The 20,212-nt window shown below is 61.7% G+C and carries 15 protein-coding genes; all 15 read left to right on the forward strand.

The features are described 5' to 3' along the window. Positions 1-2: 2 nt before the first annotated feature. Positions 3-1,052, forward strand: coding sequence for a branched-chain amino acid ABC transporter permease (locus AB4N64_RS06535; protein WP_460123139.1), 1,050 nt, complete (start codon positions 3-5; stop codon positions 1,050-1,052). Positions 1,053-1,080: 28 nt separating this feature from the next. Next, a complete protein-coding gene (locus tag AB4N64_RS06540) occupies positions 1,081-2,421 on the forward strand; it encodes an ABC transporter substrate-binding protein (RefSeq protein ID WP_460123142.1) in 1,341 nt (446 codons plus the stop codon). Positions 2,422-2,424: 3 nt separating this feature from the next. Beyond that, the gene (locus tag AB4N64_RS06545) at positions 2,425-3,192 is read left to right on the forward strand and encodes an ABC transporter ATP-binding protein (RefSeq protein ID WP_460123145.1); all 768 of its coding nucleotides are present in this window, start codon (positions 2,425-2,427) and stop codon (positions 3,190-3,192) included. Positions 3,193-3,206: 14 nt separating this feature from the next. Beyond that, entirely contained in the window at positions 3,207-4,640 is a 1,434-nt protein-coding gene (locus AB4N64_RS06550) for an FAD/NAD(P)-binding protein (RefSeq protein WP_460123148.1), read from the forward strand. Positions 4,641-5,057: 417 nt separating this feature from the next. Further along, positions 5,058-5,561 (forward strand): type VI secretion system contractile sheath small subunit, encoded by a 504-nt coding sequence (gene tssB / locus AB4N64_RS06555; RefSeq protein ID WP_460123150.1) that lies wholly within the window; start codon positions 5,058-5,060, stop codon positions 5,559-5,561. 33 nt (positions 5,562-5,594) lie between these two features. Then, the gene (gene tssC / locus AB4N64_RS06560; protein ID WP_460123153.1) at positions 5,595-7,133 is read left to right on the forward strand and encodes a type VI secretion system contractile sheath large subunit; all 1,539 of its coding nucleotides are present in this window, start codon (positions 5,595-5,597) and stop codon (positions 7,131-7,133) included. A 52-nt stretch (positions 7,134-7,185) separates the two neighbouring features. Next, positions 7,186-8,541, forward strand: coding sequence for a type VI secretion system baseplate subunit TssK (gene tssK, locus AB4N64_RS06565; RefSeq protein WP_460123157.1), 1,356 nt, complete (start codon positions 7,186-7,188; stop codon positions 8,539-8,541). An 8-nt stretch (positions 8,542-8,549) separates the two neighbouring features. Next, on the forward strand, positions 8,550-9,233 hold the full coding sequence (gene tssL, locus AB4N64_RS06570; RefSeq protein WP_460126637.1) for a type VI secretion system protein TssL, short form: 684 nt from the start codon (positions 8,550-8,552) through the stop codon (positions 9,231-9,233). Between the two features lie 6 nt (positions 9,234-9,239). Beyond that, positions 9,240-10,919 carry an OmpA family protein gene (locus tag AB4N64_RS06575; protein WP_460123160.1) on the forward strand — a complete coding sequence of 560 codons (1,680 nt, stop codon included), beginning with the start codon at positions 9,240-9,242 and terminating at the stop codon, positions 10,917-10,919. A 19-nt stretch (positions 10,920-10,938) separates the two neighbouring features. Further along, a complete protein-coding gene (locus AB4N64_RS06580) occupies positions 10,939-11,430 on the forward strand; it encodes an Hcp family type VI secretion system effector (protein WP_460123162.1) in 492 nt (163 codons plus the stop codon). An 89-nt stretch (positions 11,431-11,519) separates the two neighbouring features. Beyond that, on the forward strand, positions 11,520-14,159 hold the full coding sequence (tssH, locus tag AB4N64_RS06585) for a type VI secretion system ATPase TssH (protein ID WP_460123165.1): 2,640 nt from the start codon (positions 11,520-11,522) through the stop codon (positions 14,157-14,159). A gap of 2 nt (positions 14,160-14,161) precedes the next feature. After that, entirely contained in the window at positions 14,162-16,555 is a 2,394-nt protein-coding gene (locus AB4N64_RS06590; protein WP_460123168.1) for a type VI secretion system Vgr family protein, read from the forward strand. An 8-nt stretch (positions 16,556-16,563) separates the two neighbouring features. Beyond that, positions 16,564-17,349 carry a DUF4123 domain-containing protein gene (locus AB4N64_RS06595; RefSeq protein WP_460123171.1) on the forward strand — a complete coding sequence of 262 codons (786 nt, stop codon included), beginning with the start codon at positions 16,564-16,566 and terminating at the stop codon, positions 17,347-17,349. Beyond that, positions 17,346-17,876 carry a DUF3304 domain-containing protein gene (locus tag AB4N64_RS06600; RefSeq protein WP_460123173.1) on the forward strand — a complete coding sequence of 177 codons (531 nt, stop codon included), beginning with the start codon at positions 17,346-17,348 and terminating at the stop codon, positions 17,874-17,876. Before AB4N64_RS06595 ends, AB4N64_RS06600 begins: the two co-directional genes overlap by 4 nt. Next, entirely contained in the window at positions 17,864-20,176 is a 2,313-nt protein-coding gene (locus AB4N64_RS06605) for a T6SS phospholipase effector Tle1-like catalytic domain-containing protein (RefSeq protein ID WP_460123176.1), read from the forward strand. Before AB4N64_RS06600 ends, AB4N64_RS06605 begins: the two co-directional genes overlap by 13 nt. Positions 20,177-20,212: the final 36 nt, after the last annotated feature.

A 20,212-nucleotide genomic window follows, 5' to 3' on the forward strand; every position in this document is an offset into this window, starting at 1 on the left:
CCATGTCGATTTCCCTTACCCGAGAAACCGCACCGGCGCTGCTGGTCCAGCGCCGTGTTCCGTATGCCCTGATAGCGCTCCTGGTGATTGCCTTCGTGATTGTGCCGCTGACGGGCAACGACTATTGGCTCAATGCGATCCTGATCCCGTTCCTGGTGCTGTCGCTGGCGGGGCTGGGCCTCAACCTGCTCACGGGCTACACCGGCCAGACTTCGGTCGGCGCCGCCGGGTTCATGGCGGTCGGCGCATTCGCCACCTACGGCTTCCTGCTGCGCTTGCCGGAACTGGGCTTGCCGGTGGCGCTGCTCGGCGGCGGCCTGATCAGCGCCGTGGTGGGATTTGTCTTCGGCCTGCCCAGTTCGCGGATCAAGGGCTTCTACCTGATGGTCACCACGCTGGCGGCGCAGTTCTTCCTGGAGTGGCTGTTCGTCAAGTTTCCCTGGTTCTACAACTACGGCTCGTCCGGGACCATCTCGGCACCCAAGCTGGCACTGTTCGGCCATGACCTGAACACGCCGCTGGGTCGTTACCTGCTGACCCTGACCACCGTGCTGCTGTTGACCTGGGTGGCATCGAACCTGGTGAAAAGCCAGATCGGCCGCAACTGGATGGCGATCCGCGACATGGACACCGCCGCGGCCGTGATCGGCATTCCGGTGGTGCGCTACAAACACCTGGCGTTCGCCGTCAGTTCGTTTTACCTGGGCATCGCAGGTGCGCTGTGGGCCTTCGCCTACCTGGGCACGGCCAGTGCCAGCAGCTTCGATATCAATCGATCGTTCCAGATCCTGTTCATCATCATTATCGGTGGCATGGGCAGCATCGCCGGCAACTTCGTCGGCGCGGCGTTCATCAGCCTGCTGCCGATCCTGCTCAGCCACACCGGCCAGGCCCTGTTCGGTGGCGCGGTGGATGCCGGGCAATTGCAGAACCTGCAAAAAATCATCTTTGGCGCGCTGATCATCCTGTTCCTGATCAAGGAACCGGAAGGCCTGATTCGCCTGCTCGGCAACCTCCGCGAACGGCTGAGCCACTGGCCCCTGCGTTTCTGAATCCTTCACTGACTATTAGAGAGATACCATGCGTGCAACCTTGAAACGTTCCTTGCTCGGCGCCGCCCTGACCCTGGCGGTTTTCAGCAGTGCGGTGCCCGTTGTGCAGGCCTCGCCGGACCAGCAGTTCTTTCCACTCGCCACCTACCGCGTCGGCGCCTACGCCTCCAGCGGTGTGCAGGTGTGGGCCGGGATGATCGATTATTTGAACTACATCAACGAAGTGGAAGGCGGGATCAACGGCGTGAAACTGGTCTGGCAGGAATGCGAGACCGAGTGGACGGCGGAGAAGGGCATCGAGTGCTACGAGCGTTTCAAGAAAGGTCTGGATGGTGCGCCGGTGGCGGTCTACCAACCCAACGGCGCCCCAGCAGCCTATGCCCTGAGTGAGCGCGCCGAAGTCGACAAGATTCCGTTGATCACCCTCGGCTATGGCCGCACCGAGGCCACCGACGGCACGGTGTTCCCCTACAACTTCCCGGTGATGCTGACGTTTTACAGCGAGGCATCGAGTCTGATCAATTACATTGCCCAGCGCGAGGGCGGCTTCGACAAGCTCAAGGGCAAGAAAATTGCCACGGTCTACCACGACTCGGCCTACGGTAGGGAAACCCTCGGGCCGCTGAAGCTGCTGGCGGAAAAATACGGCTTCGAGAACATCCAGATTCCGGTGGCGGATCCGGGCAACGAACAGTCGGCGCAATGGCGCCAGGTTCGCCAGGCCAACCCGGACTGGGTGTTCCTGCGCACCTGGGGCGTATCGACGCCAGTGGCGGTCAAGACCGCTGCGCGTTTCGGCTTCCCGGTGGACCATATCGTCGGCGACATCTGGGCCAGTTCCAGTGAGGACGTATTGCCGGCGGGCGCTGCCGCCAAGGGTTACCTGGCGCTGACGCCATACCCGGCCGGCACCGATTTCGAGATCCACAAGCGGCTCAAGCAATACATTCTCGACAAGGGAAAGAGCGATCTCAAGGACCTGAAGAACTTCGGCAGCGTCTACTACAACTCCGGGCTGGTGAACGCGGCGGTGGCGGTGGAGGCCATCCGCACGGCACAGGGCAAGTTCGGCAAGCGCCCGCTCAACGGGGAAGAAGGGCGATGGGGCCTGGAGCACCTGAACATCGACGACGCCCGGCTCAAGGCCATGGGCTACTTCGGACTGATGCAAAACCTCAAGCTGTCGTGCAAGGACCACGAAGGTGGCGGCTCGGCGCGAGTGCAGCAATGGGACGGCGCCAACTGGACGCTGATCAGCGACTGGATCCCAGCAGACCGTGCCTTGTTGCGGCCGTTGATCGATGAAAAATCTGCCGCGTTCGCCAAGGAAAAAGGCCTCACGCCACGCACCTGCAACGGGGACGAATAGCTCATGAGCCAAACTGCCAGTAACAGGGCCGTCGATGAGCTGCTGCATGTCGACGATATTGAAGTGATCTACGACGGCGCGATCCTGGCCGTCGCCGGGGTCTCGCTGACGGTGCCCAAAGGCGGCATCGTCGCCTTGCTCGGGGCCAACGGCGCGGGCAAAAGCACCACGCTCAAGGCCATATCGGGGCTGGTGCGGGCGGAGCGGGCACAGGTCAGTCGCGGCACCATCCGCTTTCTTGGCCAGGACACGGCGGGCGTCGACCCCAGCAGCCGGGTGCGCCAGGGCATGGTGCACGTGCTGGAAGGGCGCCACGTGTTCCCACAGCTCACTGTCGAGGACAACCTGCGCAGCGGCGGGTTTGTCCGGGGGCTCAGCCGCCAGGACCTGGCCCGCGACCTCGAACGTATCTACGCCTGGTTCCCGCGCCTGAAAACCAAGCGCAAGACTCAGGCCGGGCTGACCTCCGGAGGCGAGCAGCAGATGGTCGCCATCGGTCGCGCGCTGATGACACGTCCTACTTTGGTACTGCTCGACGAACCTTCCATGGGTTTGGCGCCTATTATCGTCCAGGAGATTTTTGAGATCGTTGCCCAACTCAATCGCGAGGCGCAGGTGAGCTTCCTCATCGCCGAGCAGAACATCAATGTCGCGCTCAAGTACGCGTCGCAGGCCTATGTATTGGACACCGGCCGGGTGGTGCTGTCGGGCAGCAGCGAGGCATTATTGGCGAGGGGTGATCTGCATGACTTTTACCTGGGTAAACACTGAGCAAAGAGAGCGCCATGACTGAAATCGACAGCGGACAGGCGACAGACGCCATCCGCCACGCAGACATCCTGATCATCGGCGGTGGCCTGAGCGGGGCGATGCTCGCGGTGCAGTTGCTGCGCCTGCCGGGCAAGCGCTCGTTGCTGGTGATCGAGCCGCGTGCCGAGTTGGGGCGTGGCGAGGCCTACAGCGCGGTCGAACTGGGCCACACGTTGAACGGCAACGCGGCGCGCATGAGCGTCGACCCGGACAACGCCGACGACCTGACCCAATGGTTGACGGACTTCATCGCGGCGGGCGGTTGGCCCGAATCCGATGAGCAGCATGTGCCGATCAGCGAGCTGTTTCCACCCAGAGGGATCTTTGGCCTGTACGTGCAGCAGCGCCTGGCGGAGGCGCAGGCGATTGGCGCGACTTATGGTTCGACCGTCGAGCATGTGCGAGCCGAAGTGGTTGACCTGCAAACCTTCGATGACGCGGTGCGCTTGAGCCTGAGCGATGGGCAACGTTTGCAGGGCACCCATGCGGTCCTGGCAACGGGCATGTTCCCGGCGGCGCGCACGCCACAGACCGAGTCCAGCGGCCTGAACGCTGCCGCCCTCGACCCGTGGGACGTGGCGACCATGCGTCAACTGGAACCGCAATCAACGGTGCTGATCATCGGCTCCGGGCTGACCATGGTCGATGCAGTGGTGTCGCTGGAACAGGCCGGCCATCGCGGGCCGATCGAGGTGTTCTCCCGTCACGGGCTGCTGCCCCACGTGCGCAGGCAACCGCCGGCCTGGGTGGACTTTCTGGCCGAGGACCACACCCTCCGCACCCCGCGCCAACTGGTGCGTGAACTGCGTCGGCATTGCCGTGACGCCATCGCCCGGGGCATCGATTGGCAGGCGCCGCTGGACACCGTGCGGGCGCATATCGGTCGCTTGTGGCATCAGGCGACCGACGTACAGCGCCGGCAGTTCGTGCGCCACGTTCGGCCCTGGTGGGAGAGCCATCACCACCGCTCGCCGCCGTTGAGCGCCGAGTTGGTGGCCCGCTTGCACGACGAGGGGCGGCTGCGTATCCAGGCCGCTTCCTACCAGGGGCTGGAACCTGCCGCGGGAGCTGGGGTGGGCATTCGCATCCGCCGTCGGGGCCAGACACAAACCGAGGTGGTGCGGGGGGCCGCGCTGATCAATTCCAGCGGTATCGAATACGACTGGCGCCGAGTGGCTCGACCGTTGCCTCGGCAGTTGCTGGCACGCGGGTTGATCCGCCCGGGGCCGTTGGCGCTGGGCATCGCTGCTGCTGTGGATGGCGCGGTGCTGGATGCCGATGGACAGGCGGCCAGCAGACTGTTCGCCATGGGGCCGCCGCTTCGAGGGATGTGGTGGGAGAGTACGGCGGTGACGGATGTGGCGTTGCAGGCTAAAGCACTGGCGGCGCGGTTGGCCGCCGGAGCCTGAAATAAACAGGACCGCGAGCGAGGTGTCTGCCAGGCGGCTCGAGGTTAAACACGGCGGCCAATTTTCTCCTTGAACCTCCCGAAAGACTGCGGTGACAGAAATGTCGCCGCATTTTTTTGTTTGTAGGTGTTTAATGATTTCCCGGCTTACCTGTAGGAAATTACTGACATTCCCTTAGTTAAAATCAGGTTAAACGTAGGTGTGATCTGAATGCCAAGTGGGAAATTTCTTCATCCGCTTTTCTGGGGTTGGCAGGGCCAAGTCAATAGTCCATCTTGGCTGCCTGACAAACATTGACACCCATACCGCAGGTCAATTATTTCGAAAAATTCGGTTTCACTTTGAATTGATTCAACTTTATTTGATTGTTGACAGGCTTGTTAACGAGTGGCTGCTACGTTTGCGCATGGAGGAAATATGGCTTCTAACAGTTTTCAGGGTGAAGTGCCCAAGGCTCGGGTGAATATAAAACTGGATCTGCATACCGGTGGTGCGCAGAAGAAAATCGAATTACCCCTGAAGTTGATGGTGATGGGGGATTACAGCAACGGTGAGGAGCAGCGCTCTTTATCCGAACGCAGCAAAGTGAATATCAATAAAAACAACTTCGACAGTGTGCTGGCAGATTTTTCACCGGCGTTGAAGCTGGCGGTAAGCAACACATTGGCGGATGACGGGAACGAAACCTCGGTGGCGCTGAGCTTTCAGCGCATGAAAGACTTTGAGCCTGAACACGTTGCCCGGCAGATTCCACAACTTCGCGCCTTATTGGCGATGCGCAATCTACTGCGCGACCTCAAATCCAATTTGTTGGATAACGCCACGTTTCGCAATGAACTGGAGCGGATTCTCAAGGACGATTCGCTCAGTGCGGAACTACAAGCGGAGCTGGCTGCATTGGCCCCGCAAGAAGTTGTTTGATTTACCCCGGTTCAACTAAAAAGGAAGTTTTCCATGTCGGTAGAAAGTTCCAGCGTGCAATCGCGCGGCGCTGAAGTATTGCCTGAAGAAAGACAAGGTATCTACAGTGCGTTATTCGGCAAGATCAATTTATGCCCGGTTTCAACCCTGGGCACCCTTGATACATTCCAGGATGCCGAGGCGTTGGCAGATGCGACCGCCGATGAGCGCGTCACAGCGGCTGTCAGTGTCTTCCTGAACTTGCTCAAACAATCGGCGCAGAAAGTCGAACGCCTGGACAAAGTCCTGCTGGATGAACATATCGCCGCACTCGATACACAGATCAGCCGCCAACTGGATGCGGTGATGCACCACCCGGATTTCCAGCGTATTGAATCGACCTGGCGTGGTGTGAAGTCATTGATCGATCAAACCGACTTCCGCCAGAACGTGCGCATCGAGCTGCTCGATATCAGCAAGGATCACCTGGTGCAGGATTTCGAGGATGCGCCGGAAATCGCCCAAAGTGGCTTGTACGCGCATACCTACACCCAGGAGTACGACACGCCAGGCGGCGAACCGATTGCGGCGGCCATTTCCAACTTCGAGTTCGATCGCAGCCCGCAGGATATCGCCCTGTTGCGCAACATTTCCAAGGCGGCCGCTGCCGCGCACATGCCATTCATTGGGGCAGTAGGCCCGGGCTTCTTCGGCAAGCAGTCGATGGAGGAAGTGGCGGCCATCAAGGACATCGCCAACTACTTCGATCGTGCTGAATACATCAAGTGGAAGTCGTTTCGCGACAGCGATGACGCGCGTTATATCGGCCTGTTGATGCCCCGGGTCCTGGGTCGCTTACCGTACGGCCCGGACACCGTTCCGGTGCGCAGCTTCAACTACATGGAAAGCGTCAAGGGCCCGGACCACGAAAAGTACCTGTGGACCAACGCCTCGTACGCCTTCGCCGCCAACATGGTCAAGAGTTTCATCGCCAATGGCTGGTGCGTGCAGATTCGTGGGCCGCAGTCGGGTGGAGCGGTGACCGACCTGCCTATCCACCTGTACGACCTGGGCACCGGCAACCAGGTGAAGATTCCTTCCGAAGTGATGATCCCCGAGACCCGCGAATTCGAGTTCGCCAACCTCGGTTTCATCCCGCTGTCGTACTACAAGAACCGCGACTACGCGTGTTTCTTCTCCGCCAACTCGGCGCAGAAACCGGCGCTTTACGACACCCCCGATGCCACCGCCAACAGCCGCATCAACTCACGCCTGCCCTACATCTTCCTGCTGTCGCGCATCGCTCATTACTTGAAGCTGATCCAGCGCGAGAACATCGGCACGACCAAGGATCGCCGCTTGCTGGAACTGGAACTGAACAGGTGGGTGGGCGGCCTGGTGACCGAGATGACCGACCCGGGTGACGACTTGCAGGCCTCGCACCCGCTGCGTGAAGCCAAGGTGCTGGTGGAAGACATCGAGGACAACCCGGGCTTCTTCCGCGTCAAGTTGTACGCCGTGCCGCATTTCCAGGTGGAAGGCATGGACGTCAACTTGTCGCTGGTCTCGCAGATGCCCAAGGCCAAAGCCTGAGTCCTGGCTGCCTGAGCTTTGGCGGCCAACCATTTCGTACGGAAACGATGCCATGAAAATCGACCGCCCCTTGTGGGCCTCGGGGGCGCTGCTGTCCCCGCAGCAATTCCAGCAACAGGCTCGATGGGAAGCCTGGACCAACCAGGGCCTGGCGCATCTGTCGCTGGTTCATCCCTGGGGTGTCCAGGCCGTGTCGTTTGATCTGCAAGCGTTAGGCCTGGGCAAGCTCAAGGCGACGCAGCTGCGCCTGCGCATGCCTGACGGCACCCCGATCGATACCGATCAGGTCGACCGGCTGCCGGCCGGCCTGCAACTGACGGGCCTGTTGCCCGATCACCTGCGGGACGCCACCGTGCTGTTGGCATTGCCGCTGGAGCAAGCCAACGGCAACAACTGCGTGTTCGATACGACCAAGGCCGAGCGCCCGCAACGTTATCGCCAGGACTGGCGCCATGTGCAGGATATCTACGGCGATGACAGCCAGTCGATCGGCGTGCTGGAGCACATGCTGAGCCTGCGTTTTGCCCATGACGACAACGGCGACTACCTGACCTGCCCGATTGCACAACTGGTGCGCGACGGGCAGGGCGCCTGGAGCCTCGATTCTGGCTACGTGCCGCCCCTGCTGAGTTTCGCCGCGCATCCGGGCCTGCTGACGCAACTGGATAACCTGCTGACCCAACTGTCTGCCAAGCGCCAGCGCCTGATGGGCATGCGTCGCGAGAGCCAGCAACGCATGGCTGATTTTGCCGTGGCCGATGTGTCGCTGTTCTGGCTGCTCAATGCCCTGAACACCTATCAGCCCGTGTTGGCCGATCTCAAGGCCGGGCCCGCGCGCCATCCCGAACAGGTCTATCTCGAACTGGTGAGGCTGGCGGGCAGCCTGCTGACCTTCTCCCTGGATCACGAGATCGAGCAGATTCCGCCGTACCGGCATGACCATCTGCAAAGCGTGTTTGCACCGCTGATGGGCCTGGTGTCGACCTTGCTGGAGGTCAGCCTGCCATCGCGGGTCATTGCCCTCGAGCTGGAGGAAGTCTCGGCCCATCGCTGGCAGGTCACGCTCAATGATGCGCGGTTGCGCGAACCCGATGACGTCGATTTCTACCTGTCGGTGCGCTGCCGCCTGCCCGCGGCACAAGTACAGGGCCAGTTCCCGCGACTGTGCAAGATCGGCACGCCCGATGATGTCGATCACCTGGTCAACGCCGCGCTCGATGGCGTGCCGTTGCAACCGCTCAGCCATGTGCCCGCTGCCATTCCGTTGCGCCTGGAAAACCAGTGCTTCGCCCTCGACCTTCGCCATGAAAAAGGGCGCGCCATGCTGGCTGGGGGCACCTGTGCGTTGTACGTCCCCGGCACGTTGGCCGAGGTCAAGCTTGAACTCTTCGCGGTGCTGCGTTCATGAATACAGTGATCAACCCCAACACCTCGCAAAACCATGCGGCAGCGACGATCGACATCGACGTGTTGCTGCAGGACAGCTACCTGCTGGTGGTCCAGTTACTGCACGGCGCGTCGCCCGAGAACAGTAAAAAGATTGCGGAAAAATGCAGCCAGCAGATCGAGTCAGTTCGCCGGCAACTCGAGCAGGCGGGAGTCAGCCAGGACAGCATCGATCCGATCATTCATGCCCAATGTGCGTTGTTCGATGAATCCGTGCTCAGTCGGGCCAAGGACGATGACCACGCCGAGTGGGCCCGCGAACCCTTGCAGGCGCGGTATTTCAACCGGCATCAGGCGGGCGTGTCCTTGTATGAGGACATGCGCCGGATGTTGCGCGAGCCTGCTGCGGATCCGATGGTGCTCACGGCTTTCCATCGTGTGCTGATGTTGGGTTTCAAGGGCCGTTATCGCGAGCTGCACGACCCCGAGCGCGAGGCGCTGGTGGCAGTGCTCAACGCCCGCGTGGCACCGCTCAAGCCCAGCCAGACGATCGTGACGCAATCCGCCATGCAGGGACGTCGCGCCCCACGGTTCTGGTCGCGTTATCCGCTGGCCCAGGCGATGGTTGCCGGCATGTTGCTCGTCGCTACCTGGTGGGGCCTGGATCAGGTGCTCGGGCAACTGATCGCCACACTCGTGCCTGGCCAGGAGTGAAGGGCGATGCCGTTCAATCTCAAACGTGCGCTGTGGCTATGGGCTGGCACGCTTGCCATGGCGCTGTTGGTGATCGTGCCTATGACCGGGTTGGTCCGTGCGAGCTTGATGCTGGCCGTGTTGGGTGGCGTCGGTCTGGCCCGGATGCGGATCGGCAAGCGTGCACGGCGCCAGCGTCAAGCGTTGCTCATCGCCGATCAGCAGTCATTGCCGCCACCGTCCTGGCGCTATCCGGTGGTGTTGGTGTGTGGTGACGGTTTGCGCGGCCTGTTCGGGGCGATACCCGCCGACCAGGTGGCCCTGCGCGTCACGGCGCACGGTTGCTACGTGCGTGTCACCTGCCTGGAATCACTGCCGCAGCTGATCGGTACGCTGATCAGTCTGCGCCCGGACTGGGGGCGGCAACTGAGCGTCATGTTCGTCGTCAATGCCCAGCAGCAGGTGGACGGCGAACGGCTCGCCGGCCGGGTGCGGGTGCTGCGTCATCAATTGATGCGGGCGCGCAAGGGTGGCATCGCCTTGCCGCTGATGTTGACCAGTTACCTGCACGCAGGCCCAGGTGTCGGGCCCTGGTTCAGTTGGCAGGCCGGTCAGGCCTTGCCCGACGTACACGATGGCGCAGCGTGTGTCGGCGTGCAGCAATGGCAGGCGCAGGCCGCCGACACGGCGACCCGTGCGACACGCTTGCAGGCCAGCGTGCAATTGAACAGTGCCGCTGCGTGGCTGGCACAAACGGTATTGCCGGAGCTCGCGGGCCCGGTTGCGCTCAGCGCAGTCACCTTCGTTTCAGTCATGCCTCAGGTCATGGCGGGGAACCTGTGGCAACGGTGGTTACACGACAGGGTTGCCGTGGCTGATCAACGTTCGCCGGCTGCGTGCGCGAGTGCGACCTTGCCATTTCCCGATCCTTTGTTGGCCCAACTGCCGAGCGACAACCGTGCCTCGCCAAAACGCCGTGCAGGGCTCATCGCACTGTGGCTGTTGATGGCTGCCGCAGGGCTCGCATTGCTCAGCTCTGCGTGGCAGAACACCTTGCTGGCGCGGCAGGTCAGCGACGACATGCGCCGCTATTTCTCTATCCAGGCAACCGACCATGATCACCGCCAGCAAGCCCTGGACGTACTGCGCGGCGATGCATCCCGATTGGACAGCTACTACCGGCACGGCGCGCCGTTGTCGCTGGGGTTCGGCCTGTACCGCGGCGAAAGTTTGCGTGCGCCGCTGTGGGCGGCCATCGCCGGACACCGACAACCCCAACAACCCGGCAGCACCGTGCGCCTGGACAGCCTGTCGCTGTTCGCCAGCGGCAGCGCCCAGCTCAAACCTGAATCGGCAAAAGTGCTGATCAACGCGTTGGTCGGCATCAAGGCCCAACCCGGTTGGTTGATCGTGATTGCCGGACACACCGATGGCACCGGCAGTGCCGAGCACAACCTCCAGTTGTCTCGCGCTCGGGCCGCCGCCGTACGCCACTGGATGGGCCAGATGGGTGACATCCCCGACAGCTGTTTCGCGGTCCAGGGCTTCGGCGCCAGCCGGCCCGTTGCCAACAACGACAGTGAATCCGGACGCCAGGCCAACCGCCGCGTCGAAATCCGCCTGGTGCCTGATGTGGGGGCTTGCCTGCTGCCCACCGCAGGCGCCGGCAGACAACCCTCGCCGCATAACGCGGCAATCAAGCACTGAAAACGAAAAGGAGCTTCACATGGCAACTCCCATTTACCTCTGGCTGAAGGACGACGGCGGTAACGAGATCAAAGGCTCGGTGGACGTGCAGGACCGGGTCGGCAGCATCGAGGTGCTCGCCTATGAACACATGGTGTACATCCCAACGGATGACAACACGGGCAAGCTGACCGGCACGAGGATCCACGCGCCTGTCGTGCTTACCAAGTATATCGACGCCTGCAGTCCGTACCTGTTCAAGGCGGTCACCTCTGGCCAGACCCTCAAGAGCGCTGAGTTCAAGTGGTACGCCACCAACGACGCCGGCCAGGAAGTCGAGTACTTCAGCACCCTGCTGGAGAACGTCAAGGTGGTGAAGGTCACCCCGAAAATGCACGACATCAAGGACGTGACCAAGGAAAAACTCGGCCACCAGGAACAGGTCGAGTTGCGATATGAGCGCATCACCTGGACTTACAAGGACGGCAACATTTCCCATTCCGACGCCTGGACCGAGCGCCAGACTGGCTGATCAAGGCCTTCCGGCAGGCGCCGCTGCGCCTGCCGGCGGCACTGTTTTCCCCGAATTTTCGCTGGCCCGCCAGCACAAGGACGTAAACCATGGAACACGCCTCCACACGCCTGCTTCGCCGGCTAAACCCGTATTGCGCCCAGGCCTTGAGCGCAGCGGCCAGCCTTTGCCAGAGCCGTGCCCACGGGCAGATCACTATCGAACACTGGCTGCTCAAACTGCTGGAGCAGGGCGAGGGCGACCTGACGGTGATTGCCCGTCGTCAGGAATGGGACATGGATGCGTTATGGCGCGGCTTGCTGGCGCATCTGGACACGCTGCCGCGTACGGTTCACGCCAAGCCTGCGTTGTGCGCAAAGCTGCAGACCCTGATCAAGAATGCCTGGCTGCAAGTGTCCCTTGCCGGCGAGGACCGCCTGCGCTCGGCCAACCTGCTCGGCGCATTGCGGGAAAACCCGGAACTGCTGGCGTGCCAGGCGGCCTGGCCACTGCTCAGCGTGGGCGATGCCCAGTTGCAGCAGGTGCTCACGGTGCTCGACCAGCATTCGCAAGAGCGCCCGGCATTGCAGCAGACGCCGGCATTGGAGTCCGGCGATCCACTGACCCGCGTTGCCACTGGCGATGCCTTGCAGGCGGTGCTGGACCAATTTACCCAGGACCTGACCGCCAGGGCGCGGGAAGGGTGCATCGACCCGGTATTCGGCCGCGACGACGAGATTCGCCAGGTCATCGATATCTTGAGTCGCCGGCGCAAGAACAACCCGATGCTGGTGGGCGAGCCAGGCGTGGGCAAGACCGCGCTGGTTGAAGGCCTGGCGTTGCGTATTGCCCACGGCCAGGTTCCCGACAGCCTCAAATCAGTGAGCCTGCGCACCCTGGACCTGGGCTTGTTGCAGGCCGGCGCCGGGGTCAAGGGCGAGTTTGAACAACGCCTGAAAAACGTCATCGCTGCGGTGCAGCAGTCGGCCACGCCGGTGCTGCTGTTCATCGACGAAGCGCACACCCTCATCGGCGCTGGCAACCAGTCCGGCGGCGCGGACGCGGCGAACCTGCTCAAACCGGCACTGGCCCGGGGCGAGTTGCGCACCGTCGCCGCCACCACCTGGGGCGAGTACAAACAGTATTTCGAACGGGACGCCGCACTGGAGCGGCGCTTCCAGCAGGTCAAGGTCGACGAGCCGGATGATGCCATTGCCTGCCTGATGCTGCGTGGCCTCAAGGCGCGTTACGCAAGCCATCACGGCGTGCACATCCAGGACGCGGCCGTCCAGGCGGCCGTGAGCCTGTCGCGACGCTACCTGACCGGTCGGCAATTGCCCGACAAGGCCGTCGACCTGCTCGACACCGCCAGCGCACGGGTGCGCATGGGCCTCGATTGTGAACCGCAGGCGCTGGTGCGACTCAACGCCCGGCAGGCGGCGCTGGCGTTGGAATTGCGGGCGATCGAGCAGGATGCGCAACTGGGGACCGATAGCTGTGCCAAACACCTGGCGTCGATCGAGTTGCAGCAGCGCGAACTGCAACAGCACAAAAGCAGGCTGATCGAGCAATACCGGCAAGAGTTGGCGCTGACCAGGCAACTGCTCGACCTTCGTGACGAACAGCCACTGCCGGTGCAGGATTGCCAGGTGCTGCAACAACGCTTGGATGACATCCAGGGTGACCAGCCGCTGCTGTCCCTGGACGTCAGCGCGCGTAACGTTGCCGAGGTAGTGGCCGACTGGACTGGTGTGCCATTGGGTGTTTTGCTCAAGGACGAACAAGCTGGCCTGCTGACGCTGGAACAGCAACTGGCCGAGCGGGTGATCGGTCAGGATCACGCCCTGGGTGCACTGGCCCGACGCCTGCGCGCGGCGAAAACCGGCCTGACCACCGAGCAGGCACCACTGGGCGTGTTCCTGCTGGTGGGCACCAGTGGCGTGGGCAAGACGGAAACGGCGCTGGCCCTGGCCGACAACCTGTTCGGTGGTGAAAAGTCGCTGATCACCCTCAACCTGTCCGAGTATCAGGAAGCCCACACGGTCAGCCAGCTCAAGGGCGCGCCACCAGGCTACGTCGGTTATGGCCAGGGCGGCGTGCTGACCGAGGCCGTGCGCAAGCGGCCCTACAGCGTGGTATTGCTCGATGAGGTCGAAAAGGCCCATCGCGATGTGCTAAACCTGTTTTACCAGGTGTTCGATCGCGGCTTCATGCGCGATGGCGAAGGGCGGGAAATCGACTTTCGCAACACCGTGATCCTGATGACCTCCAACCTGGGCAGCGATGCCCTGCAAGCCGGCCTGCGCGCTCAACCGGATGCCGCCGACGCCACGCTGGCGCAATGGCTGCAACCGATCCTGCGCGAACACTTCCAGCCGGCCTTGCTCGCACGCTTCGAAACCCTGGTCTACCGCCCGCTGGACGCCGTGGCACTCAAGCGCATCGTTGCGCTCAAGCTGGCCAAGGTCGCCCGACGTTTGCAGCGACATTACGGCCTGAGCTGTGACATCGACGACTCGCTCAGCACGTTGCTGGTCGAGGCCTGCCTGTCGCCGGACAACGGTGCGCGCACGATCGACAGTCTGCTCAATCAGCAGATATTGCCGGTACTCAGCGAACAACTCCTGCAACGCCAGGCCGCCCGGCGGGTGACCAGCGGCGTGCGGCTGGAACACAGCGATGCACACGGCCTGTGCCTGGCGTTCAGCGAAGGTGAGCAGCCGATGCCCGCCATGACGGCGGGGGTGTGAACATGTCAGGTTTAATGCCCACCTTCTTCGACCACAGCCGCCATGAACTCTGGGTGCGCGACCTTGAACCCACCCTCGACGTGCTGGCCTTCCACGGCGAAGAACGCCTGAGCCAACCCTTTTGCTACCACATCGAATTCACCAGCGCCGAGCAGGATCTGGCCGCCCAGCAACTGCTTGGCCAGGACGCCGGGTTCAGCCTGCACGCCATACCGGTGGCGGTGATGCCCTGGGAAACGCTGACCATCGAACCGCTGCGCACCCTGCAAGGAGTGATCACCGGTTTCCAGCGCCTGTCCGCCTCCAAAGACGAAGCGCGCTACGAAATCACCCTGCAACCGCGCCTGCAACTGCTCGGCCTCGGCCGGCAATACCGCATCTACCAACATAAGTCGGTGCCGGAAATCGTCGAGAGCATCCTGCGCAGCCGTCACGACATGCGCGGCCATGAATTCCTGTTCCGCCTCAAGCGTGAATACCCCCGGCGCGAACAGGTCATGCAATACGGCGAGAGCGACCTGGCGTTCATCAACCGCCTGCTGGCCGAGGTCGGCATCTGGTACCGCTTCGTCAGCAACGAGCGCCTGCGCTTCGATGTGGTGGAGTTCTGCGATAACCAGAGCGGCTACCAGTTCGACGTGCAGTTGCCGCACCGCCCGCCAGCGGGGTTGGGCAGCGACGAGGTCGGCGTGTGGGCCCTGCAAACCCGGCACCGGGTGGTGGAACAACACGTCAACGTGCGCACCTATCAGCACCGCGATGCCAAGGCGCGGCTCGATGCCGAGGTCGATCATTCCCGCGGTGCACGCGGCACTTACGGCGAGGCCTACCACTACGCCGAACCCTACCGGGCGCTGGGCGACCCTTACGAGCGCCACGAAAAACAGCTCGGCGAAAGCGGCTACTTCTTCGCCCGCCTGCGCCACGAGCGTTACCTCAACGACCAGACGCACCTGAGTGGCACCAGCAACAGCCCGACCCTGGCGCCGGGCCAGGTGCTGACCATCAGCGACGGCGCCCCGCAAGCCTTCAACCCGAGCTGCGCGGTGATCGCCGTCAGCACCCGCGCCAGCCGCGATGGCGCGTTTGTCTGCCAGTTCGAGGCGATGCCCTACAGCGAAGAGCTGTGTTTCCGTCCGCCGTTGTTACCCAAACCACAGATCGCCGGCACCGTGCCCGCCCGCGTCACCAGCGGTCTGGCCCACGACCGCTACGCCGAAATCGACAAGGAAGGCCGCTACAAGGTCAACTTCCTGTTCGACCGCGACACCTGGCCACTCGGCCGCGAAAGCGCCTGGCTGCGCCTGGCCCGACCCTACGCCGGCGACACCCACGGCCTGCACCTGCCGCTGATCTGCGGCACCGAAGTGGCGATCGCCTTCGAACAGGGCGACCCCGACCGCCCCTACATCGCCCACGCCCTGCACGACAGCGAACACCCCGACCACGTCACCCTCAACGCCCGCAACTACAAGCGCAACGTGCTGCGCACCCCGGCCAACAACAAGCTGCGCATGGACGACAGCCGGGGCCAGGAGCACGTCAAGCTGAGCACCGAGTATGGCGGCAAGAGCCAGCTGAATTTGGGGCATCTGGTGGATGCGCGGCAGAAAAAGCGCGGGGAAGGGTTTGAGCTGCGCACGGATGATTGGGGCAGTGTTCGGGCGGGTAAGGGGGTGTTTATCAGTGCTGATGCGCAGGGCAAGGCCAGCGGTCACGTACTGAATATGGCGCCGGCCACCGTGCTCGTCGAAGGCGCGGTAAAGCAAGCATCCAGTTGTCAGGGTATCGCCCACGCGCACCGCAGCCGCCAACCTGCCATTGAGGGCCTGCAACGCCTTCACGCGGCTGCGAAAGATCTCAGCGGCCCAGCCATTCTGCTCAGCGCACCCAAGGGTATCGCCGCCGTCACGCCCGCCAGCCTGCTGCTTGGCAGCGGTGAGGCGATGCACTTGCAAAGCCAGGACGAGATCAACCTGGGCGCCGAAGAGCGGTTATCCATCTACTCGGAGCAAGGCATGTCCATGCTGGCCCGGCAGGAAGGCATGCGTCTGGTATCGGGTAATGGGCCTCTGGAGATCGAGTCCCACGGCAACCTGCTCAACCTGACCGCCCAGCAGGACATCACCGTGCAGTCGGTGCAAGGGCATGTTCAGCTCACGGCGAACAATGGCATCACCTTGGGTAGCGGTGGTGGTTACATCCGTATTACCCCGCAAGGTGAGATTCAGCTGCACGGGCCAGGATTGATCTGCATGAAGGGTAAACACCGGTACAACCCGCCTACGAGCCAGGCGTTTCCTCTGCCGGAACTTCCCACCTCAGTCTGCAAGGAGTGCCTGAAAAAAGCCCGCGCTGCTGCCCAGGGGTTTGCACCCAGGGAGGCCCAGGGATGACGTCGATCATGAGTGATACCTGGCTCGAACAACTGGACTCGTCCTGCGCCGAGGTCTCCATCACCTGCCTGGACATCATCATCGACCAGGCGGGCGGCGCCCCGTTGCTGCCCAGTGTCCTGAGTGTCGAGCCGGCACTGCCCTGGCATTCGTTGTTCAGTGGGCTGCCGGAGGAGGGCGCCGAGGATCTGGCGCCTTTGTTGGTGCGGGTCGATCTTGCGCAGCCGCTTCAGCGGCAATGGTTGAAGGGGGTGATCCAGGCCCTGAACAATCGATCGCAATTGTTGGTGCTGGCGTCCTGCTGGCCGTTTGAAGTGCTGGCCGAATATCTCTGTCAATGCCTGGAAGCCCGCCATGCGGGGCGATTGGGGCTGTTGCGTTACTACGACCCGCGGATATTCCCGTTTCTGTTCAGTCATGTGCTGCAAGCCGATCAGCAACAGGTGTTGTTATGCCCGGCGTGGTTCTGGAGCTGGCTGGATATCGATGGTGAACCTCGGTGGTTGATGGGCAGTCCTGATCGGCCGCAGAGCCCGCTCGACTTCGTTCACATCGAACTCAGTGACATGCAGCTGCAAGCGTTTGGTTGTATTTGCGATGCCCTTCAGGCGATGGAGGATCTTCGTGAAGCGCTGCCGAGCGACTGGAGTGCCCAGCAGCGATTTGATGCGTGCTGCGTGGCCCTGTTCGAGGCACTCCAGAGCGGACTGTTGCTCACCTCTGAGCGTGAAACGTATCTCCTCGACAGGTTGTCGGGGGTCGGGGTTAGTCCCTCCAACGACATAAGGAAATGAACCCCATGCCGACATTTTCAAACGGCGGTTATCGTGCCGTTCTGTTCGGGGCTCTGGTGTCAATTTTGACTCCCCCAAAAGCCTCGGCGGGAACCCTCGAAGCGATCAACCACACTCACTGGGCGATCAATCAATTCGCGGTCAATGGTCGCTCGGGGTTGGACATTATTGGTCCGTATCAGGGTGGCGGTGGAGGGTGTTGTTACATCGCGCCTTCGCGGTGGGTACCGGGGATGACGGTGCGTGTTGAGTGGGAAACCGGAGTAGGTTACTCCTTCGATTATCCAAACTTTGCGGATTGGTCAAAAGTTCTTGAATGGACAAAACAGATCGAAGCGCAAAAACGTCGACTCAGCAAACTAGTGGCAGTTCCCGACTACACCAACCAAAAAGTCTGCGGCCTCACAGTGCACTTCCTGCCTTGCGACGAGCTTCAAGTCACTACCTCCTGCTACGCCTACGGCAGCCCTGAATATCCAATCAAAACCCCATTGAACCTGCCGGAGCCGCAATCATGTCCGCAGTAAATCATGCCAGCGTTTGGTATCCGCCTGCCTTTCCCGAGCAGGGCCGTCTGCCCTGGAGGGAAGGGCAAGTTCGTCAAAACCTGCGGCGTCAGACCGAGTGGGAAGTCGGCTTCCATGATGCCCTCAGCGTAGCTGCGGGGCACAGGGTCTTGCCACCTTGCTGCAAGACGCTGCACGTCAGTCTGTGCTTCGACGGCACTGGCAATAACCTCAATAACGACCTCTACCTGTCGACGCCCCCGAATCCAACCAATATCGCCAGGATGTTCCGCGCCAGCATTGGCACCGGCCATGCGGGCGGCACCGGGCACGCCAGCAGCAAGGCCCGGGGGCTGACCGATATCCCAGGGGCCGGCAATAACCAGTACTTCAAATATTACATGCCCGGTGTCGGCACACCGTTTGCCGAAGTGGGTGACCCGGATTACACCCAATTAGGCATGGCTACCGGGTGGTATGGCGAGGAACGCATCAACTGGGCGTTGTTGATGATCATCGATGCGCTCAGGCGCTGCCTGGATCTACCCCAATTGGATAACTCGGCGTTGCTTGGTGCTGTAAAAGCCATGGGCACTTCGCCGGGGATGGAGTCCGGTGGGGAGGCCAATCGAGCCAATGTGTTTGACAAACAGCTGGCAGCCCTTGAACAGCCCTTACGCACAGCGCTGGCAGACAATTTGCCGGCACGCCCGAAACTGTTGGGCCTCAAGCTCTATGTGTATGGTTTTTCCCGCGGTGCAGCGGCGGCCAGGGCGTTCGTCAACTGGCTCAACCAATTGCTGGACAGCAGTGCCACGACGCCCTCGCTGAAGTTCAAGGACCTGAACCTTCCCGTCAGTGTCGCGTACCTGGGGTTGCTGGACACCGTGGCGTCGGTGGGTCTCGCCGATATCGTCCCAAGGGCGGACGGGCATATGGGCTGGGCCGATAGCAGCCAGGAAATACCGGACCGGTTGGTCAAGCGCTGCCTGCATCTGGTGGCCAGTCATGAGCAGCGGTTGTGTTTTCCGTCGGAGTCGATTCGCCGGGCTGGCGGTGGGTATCCACTCAATTCAATGGAGGTGATATATCCGGGAGTGCATTCGGATGTGGGTGGGGGGTATCCGCCGGGAGATCAGGGGAAGGCATTTAGCAAAGATAACTTCGAAGGTGACGGCCTTTTACTTTCGCAAATTGCTTTGAATGATTTGTACGCAGATGCATTTGTTAATGGTGCACCGTTGAAAGTGCCTCAAGAATCTCTACCAATCGATTTACGTACAGATCTTTGGCGGGCAATGGAATTTGAGTTGGTGGAGCAGTTCGATGTTACTCCTAGGGTAATTCAGCGCTTCAACGCCTGGCGCGAAGTAACACTAAATCTGCCTTCAGTTCGCTATCCATTAAGTCCCGAGCAAACAGACTATTACGAACCCCTAACAGCCTCTATCAATCTTGAAGAGACCATGCGCAACCAGCTCGGCTGGATCACCGCTTGGCGCATCGACCGTTACGGTTTTTCCAGCCTCAGACAAACAGCGTTTTACCAACAGGCAAGCGACACGCAAGTCGATCCTTATGTGCAGCAAAAAGCTGAGGCCGCGCGAGAAGGAAAACAGGACGCCATCAAAAATATCCGAAAAGAACAGCTGATCAACGAGCGCGTGCCGGGCGCCGAGAAGAAACCCATGGAGCCTGGCGTCAAGGACTTCGACCCGGACATGGCGCAGACCCAACTGCGTGAAGCCGCCCAGGAGTTCAGCCTGGACTACCGCAACATCGAGAACATCGAGACGTTAGCGCTCTGGTTGGTAGGCGTGGCGTTGCTCCCTGGGGTTTTGGTCAATCAACATGCGGTCCACGCACGGGCCGAGCGCGCGGCAATCAAGGCCATGGGCAGGGAGCGCGTCAGCCAACTGTTCCCGCCACCTAAATTCGAACGCAACCACGTCGATGAAAAAACGCGCCACAACGTCGATGAAAGCCGCAATGCGCAGGAGGCCAGCGGATTACTGCGTGCCTTATTCGACGATCAGGTCCACGACTCGCGCGCCTGGTTCCTCTACGCCAAAGGCCGTGAGCGAGGGGGCACGTATTTCAGCGAGCGCATGGTGTTCTTCGGCGAAGTCAATCGACGGGAGTTGGTGCTGCTCAAGGAAGTCAACGGCGAGATGGTAGCCGACAATCGCCATTCCCAGCCGCGACCGACGCCACCTTCGATCCTGGATGCCGAGGGTTTGGCTGAGATGCAAAAGAGGCTCAGCGCACGTTGGCAGAGCTTCGGCGCGCCAGTCAGGGAGGTTCGCGATGAGACGGTTTGAGCACGTTGCCGGGCATTGTGCGCGAAGCATGTGGGG

This window comes from Pseudomonas sp. S2_C03, from assembly GCF_054668405.1.

Coding starts and splice junctions, on each gene's coding strand:
- AB4N64_RS06600 (WP_460123173.1), top strand. CDS start 17,346: ATGAACCCCATGCCGACATTTTCAAACGGCGGTTATCGTGCCGTTCTG.
- AB4N64_RS06540 (WP_460123142.1), top strand. CDS start 1,081: ATGCGTGCAACCTTGAAACGTTCCTTGCTCGGCGCCGCCCTGACCCTG.
- tssB (WP_460123150.1), top strand. CDS start 5,058: ATGGCTTCTAACAGTTTTCAGGGTGAAGTGCCCAAGGCTCGGGTGAAT.
- tssC (WP_460123153.1), top strand. CDS start 5,595: ATGTCGGTAGAAAGTTCCAGCGTGCAATCGCGCGGCGCTGAAGTATTG.
- AB4N64_RS06595 (WP_460123171.1), top strand. CDS start 16,564: ATGAGTGATACCTGGCTCGAACAACTGGACTCGTCCTGCGCCGAGGTC.
- AB4N64_RS06605 (WP_460123176.1), top strand. CDS start 17,864: ATGTCCGCAGTAAATCATGCCAGCGTTTGGTATCCGCCTGCCTTTCCC.
- AB4N64_RS06590 (WP_460123168.1), top strand. CDS start 14,162: ATGTCAGGTTTAATGCCCACCTTCTTCGACCACAGCCGCCATGAACTC.
- AB4N64_RS06580 (WP_460123162.1), top strand. CDS start 10,939: ATGGCAACTCCCATTTACCTCTGGCTGAAGGACGACGGCGGTAACGAG.
- AB4N64_RS06550 (WP_460123148.1), top strand. CDS start 3,207: ATGACTGAAATCGACAGCGGACAGGCGACAGACGCCATCCGCCACGCA.
- tssK (WP_460123157.1), top strand. CDS start 7,186: ATGAAAATCGACCGCCCCTTGTGGGCCTCGGGGGCGCTGCTGTCCCCG.
- AB4N64_RS06545 (WP_460123145.1), top strand. CDS start 2,425: ATGAGCCAAACTGCCAGTAACAGGGCCGTCGATGAGCTGCTGCATGTC.
- tssH (WP_460123165.1), top strand. CDS start 11,520: ATGGAACACGCCTCCACACGCCTGCTTCGCCGGCTAAACCCGTATTGC.
- AB4N64_RS06535 (WP_460123139.1), top strand. CDS start 3: ATGTCGATTTCCCTTACCCGAGAAACCGCACCGGCGCTGCTGGTCCAG.
- AB4N64_RS06575 (WP_460123160.1), top strand. CDS start 9,240: ATGCCGTTCAATCTCAAACGTGCGCTGTGGCTATGGGCTGGCACGCTT.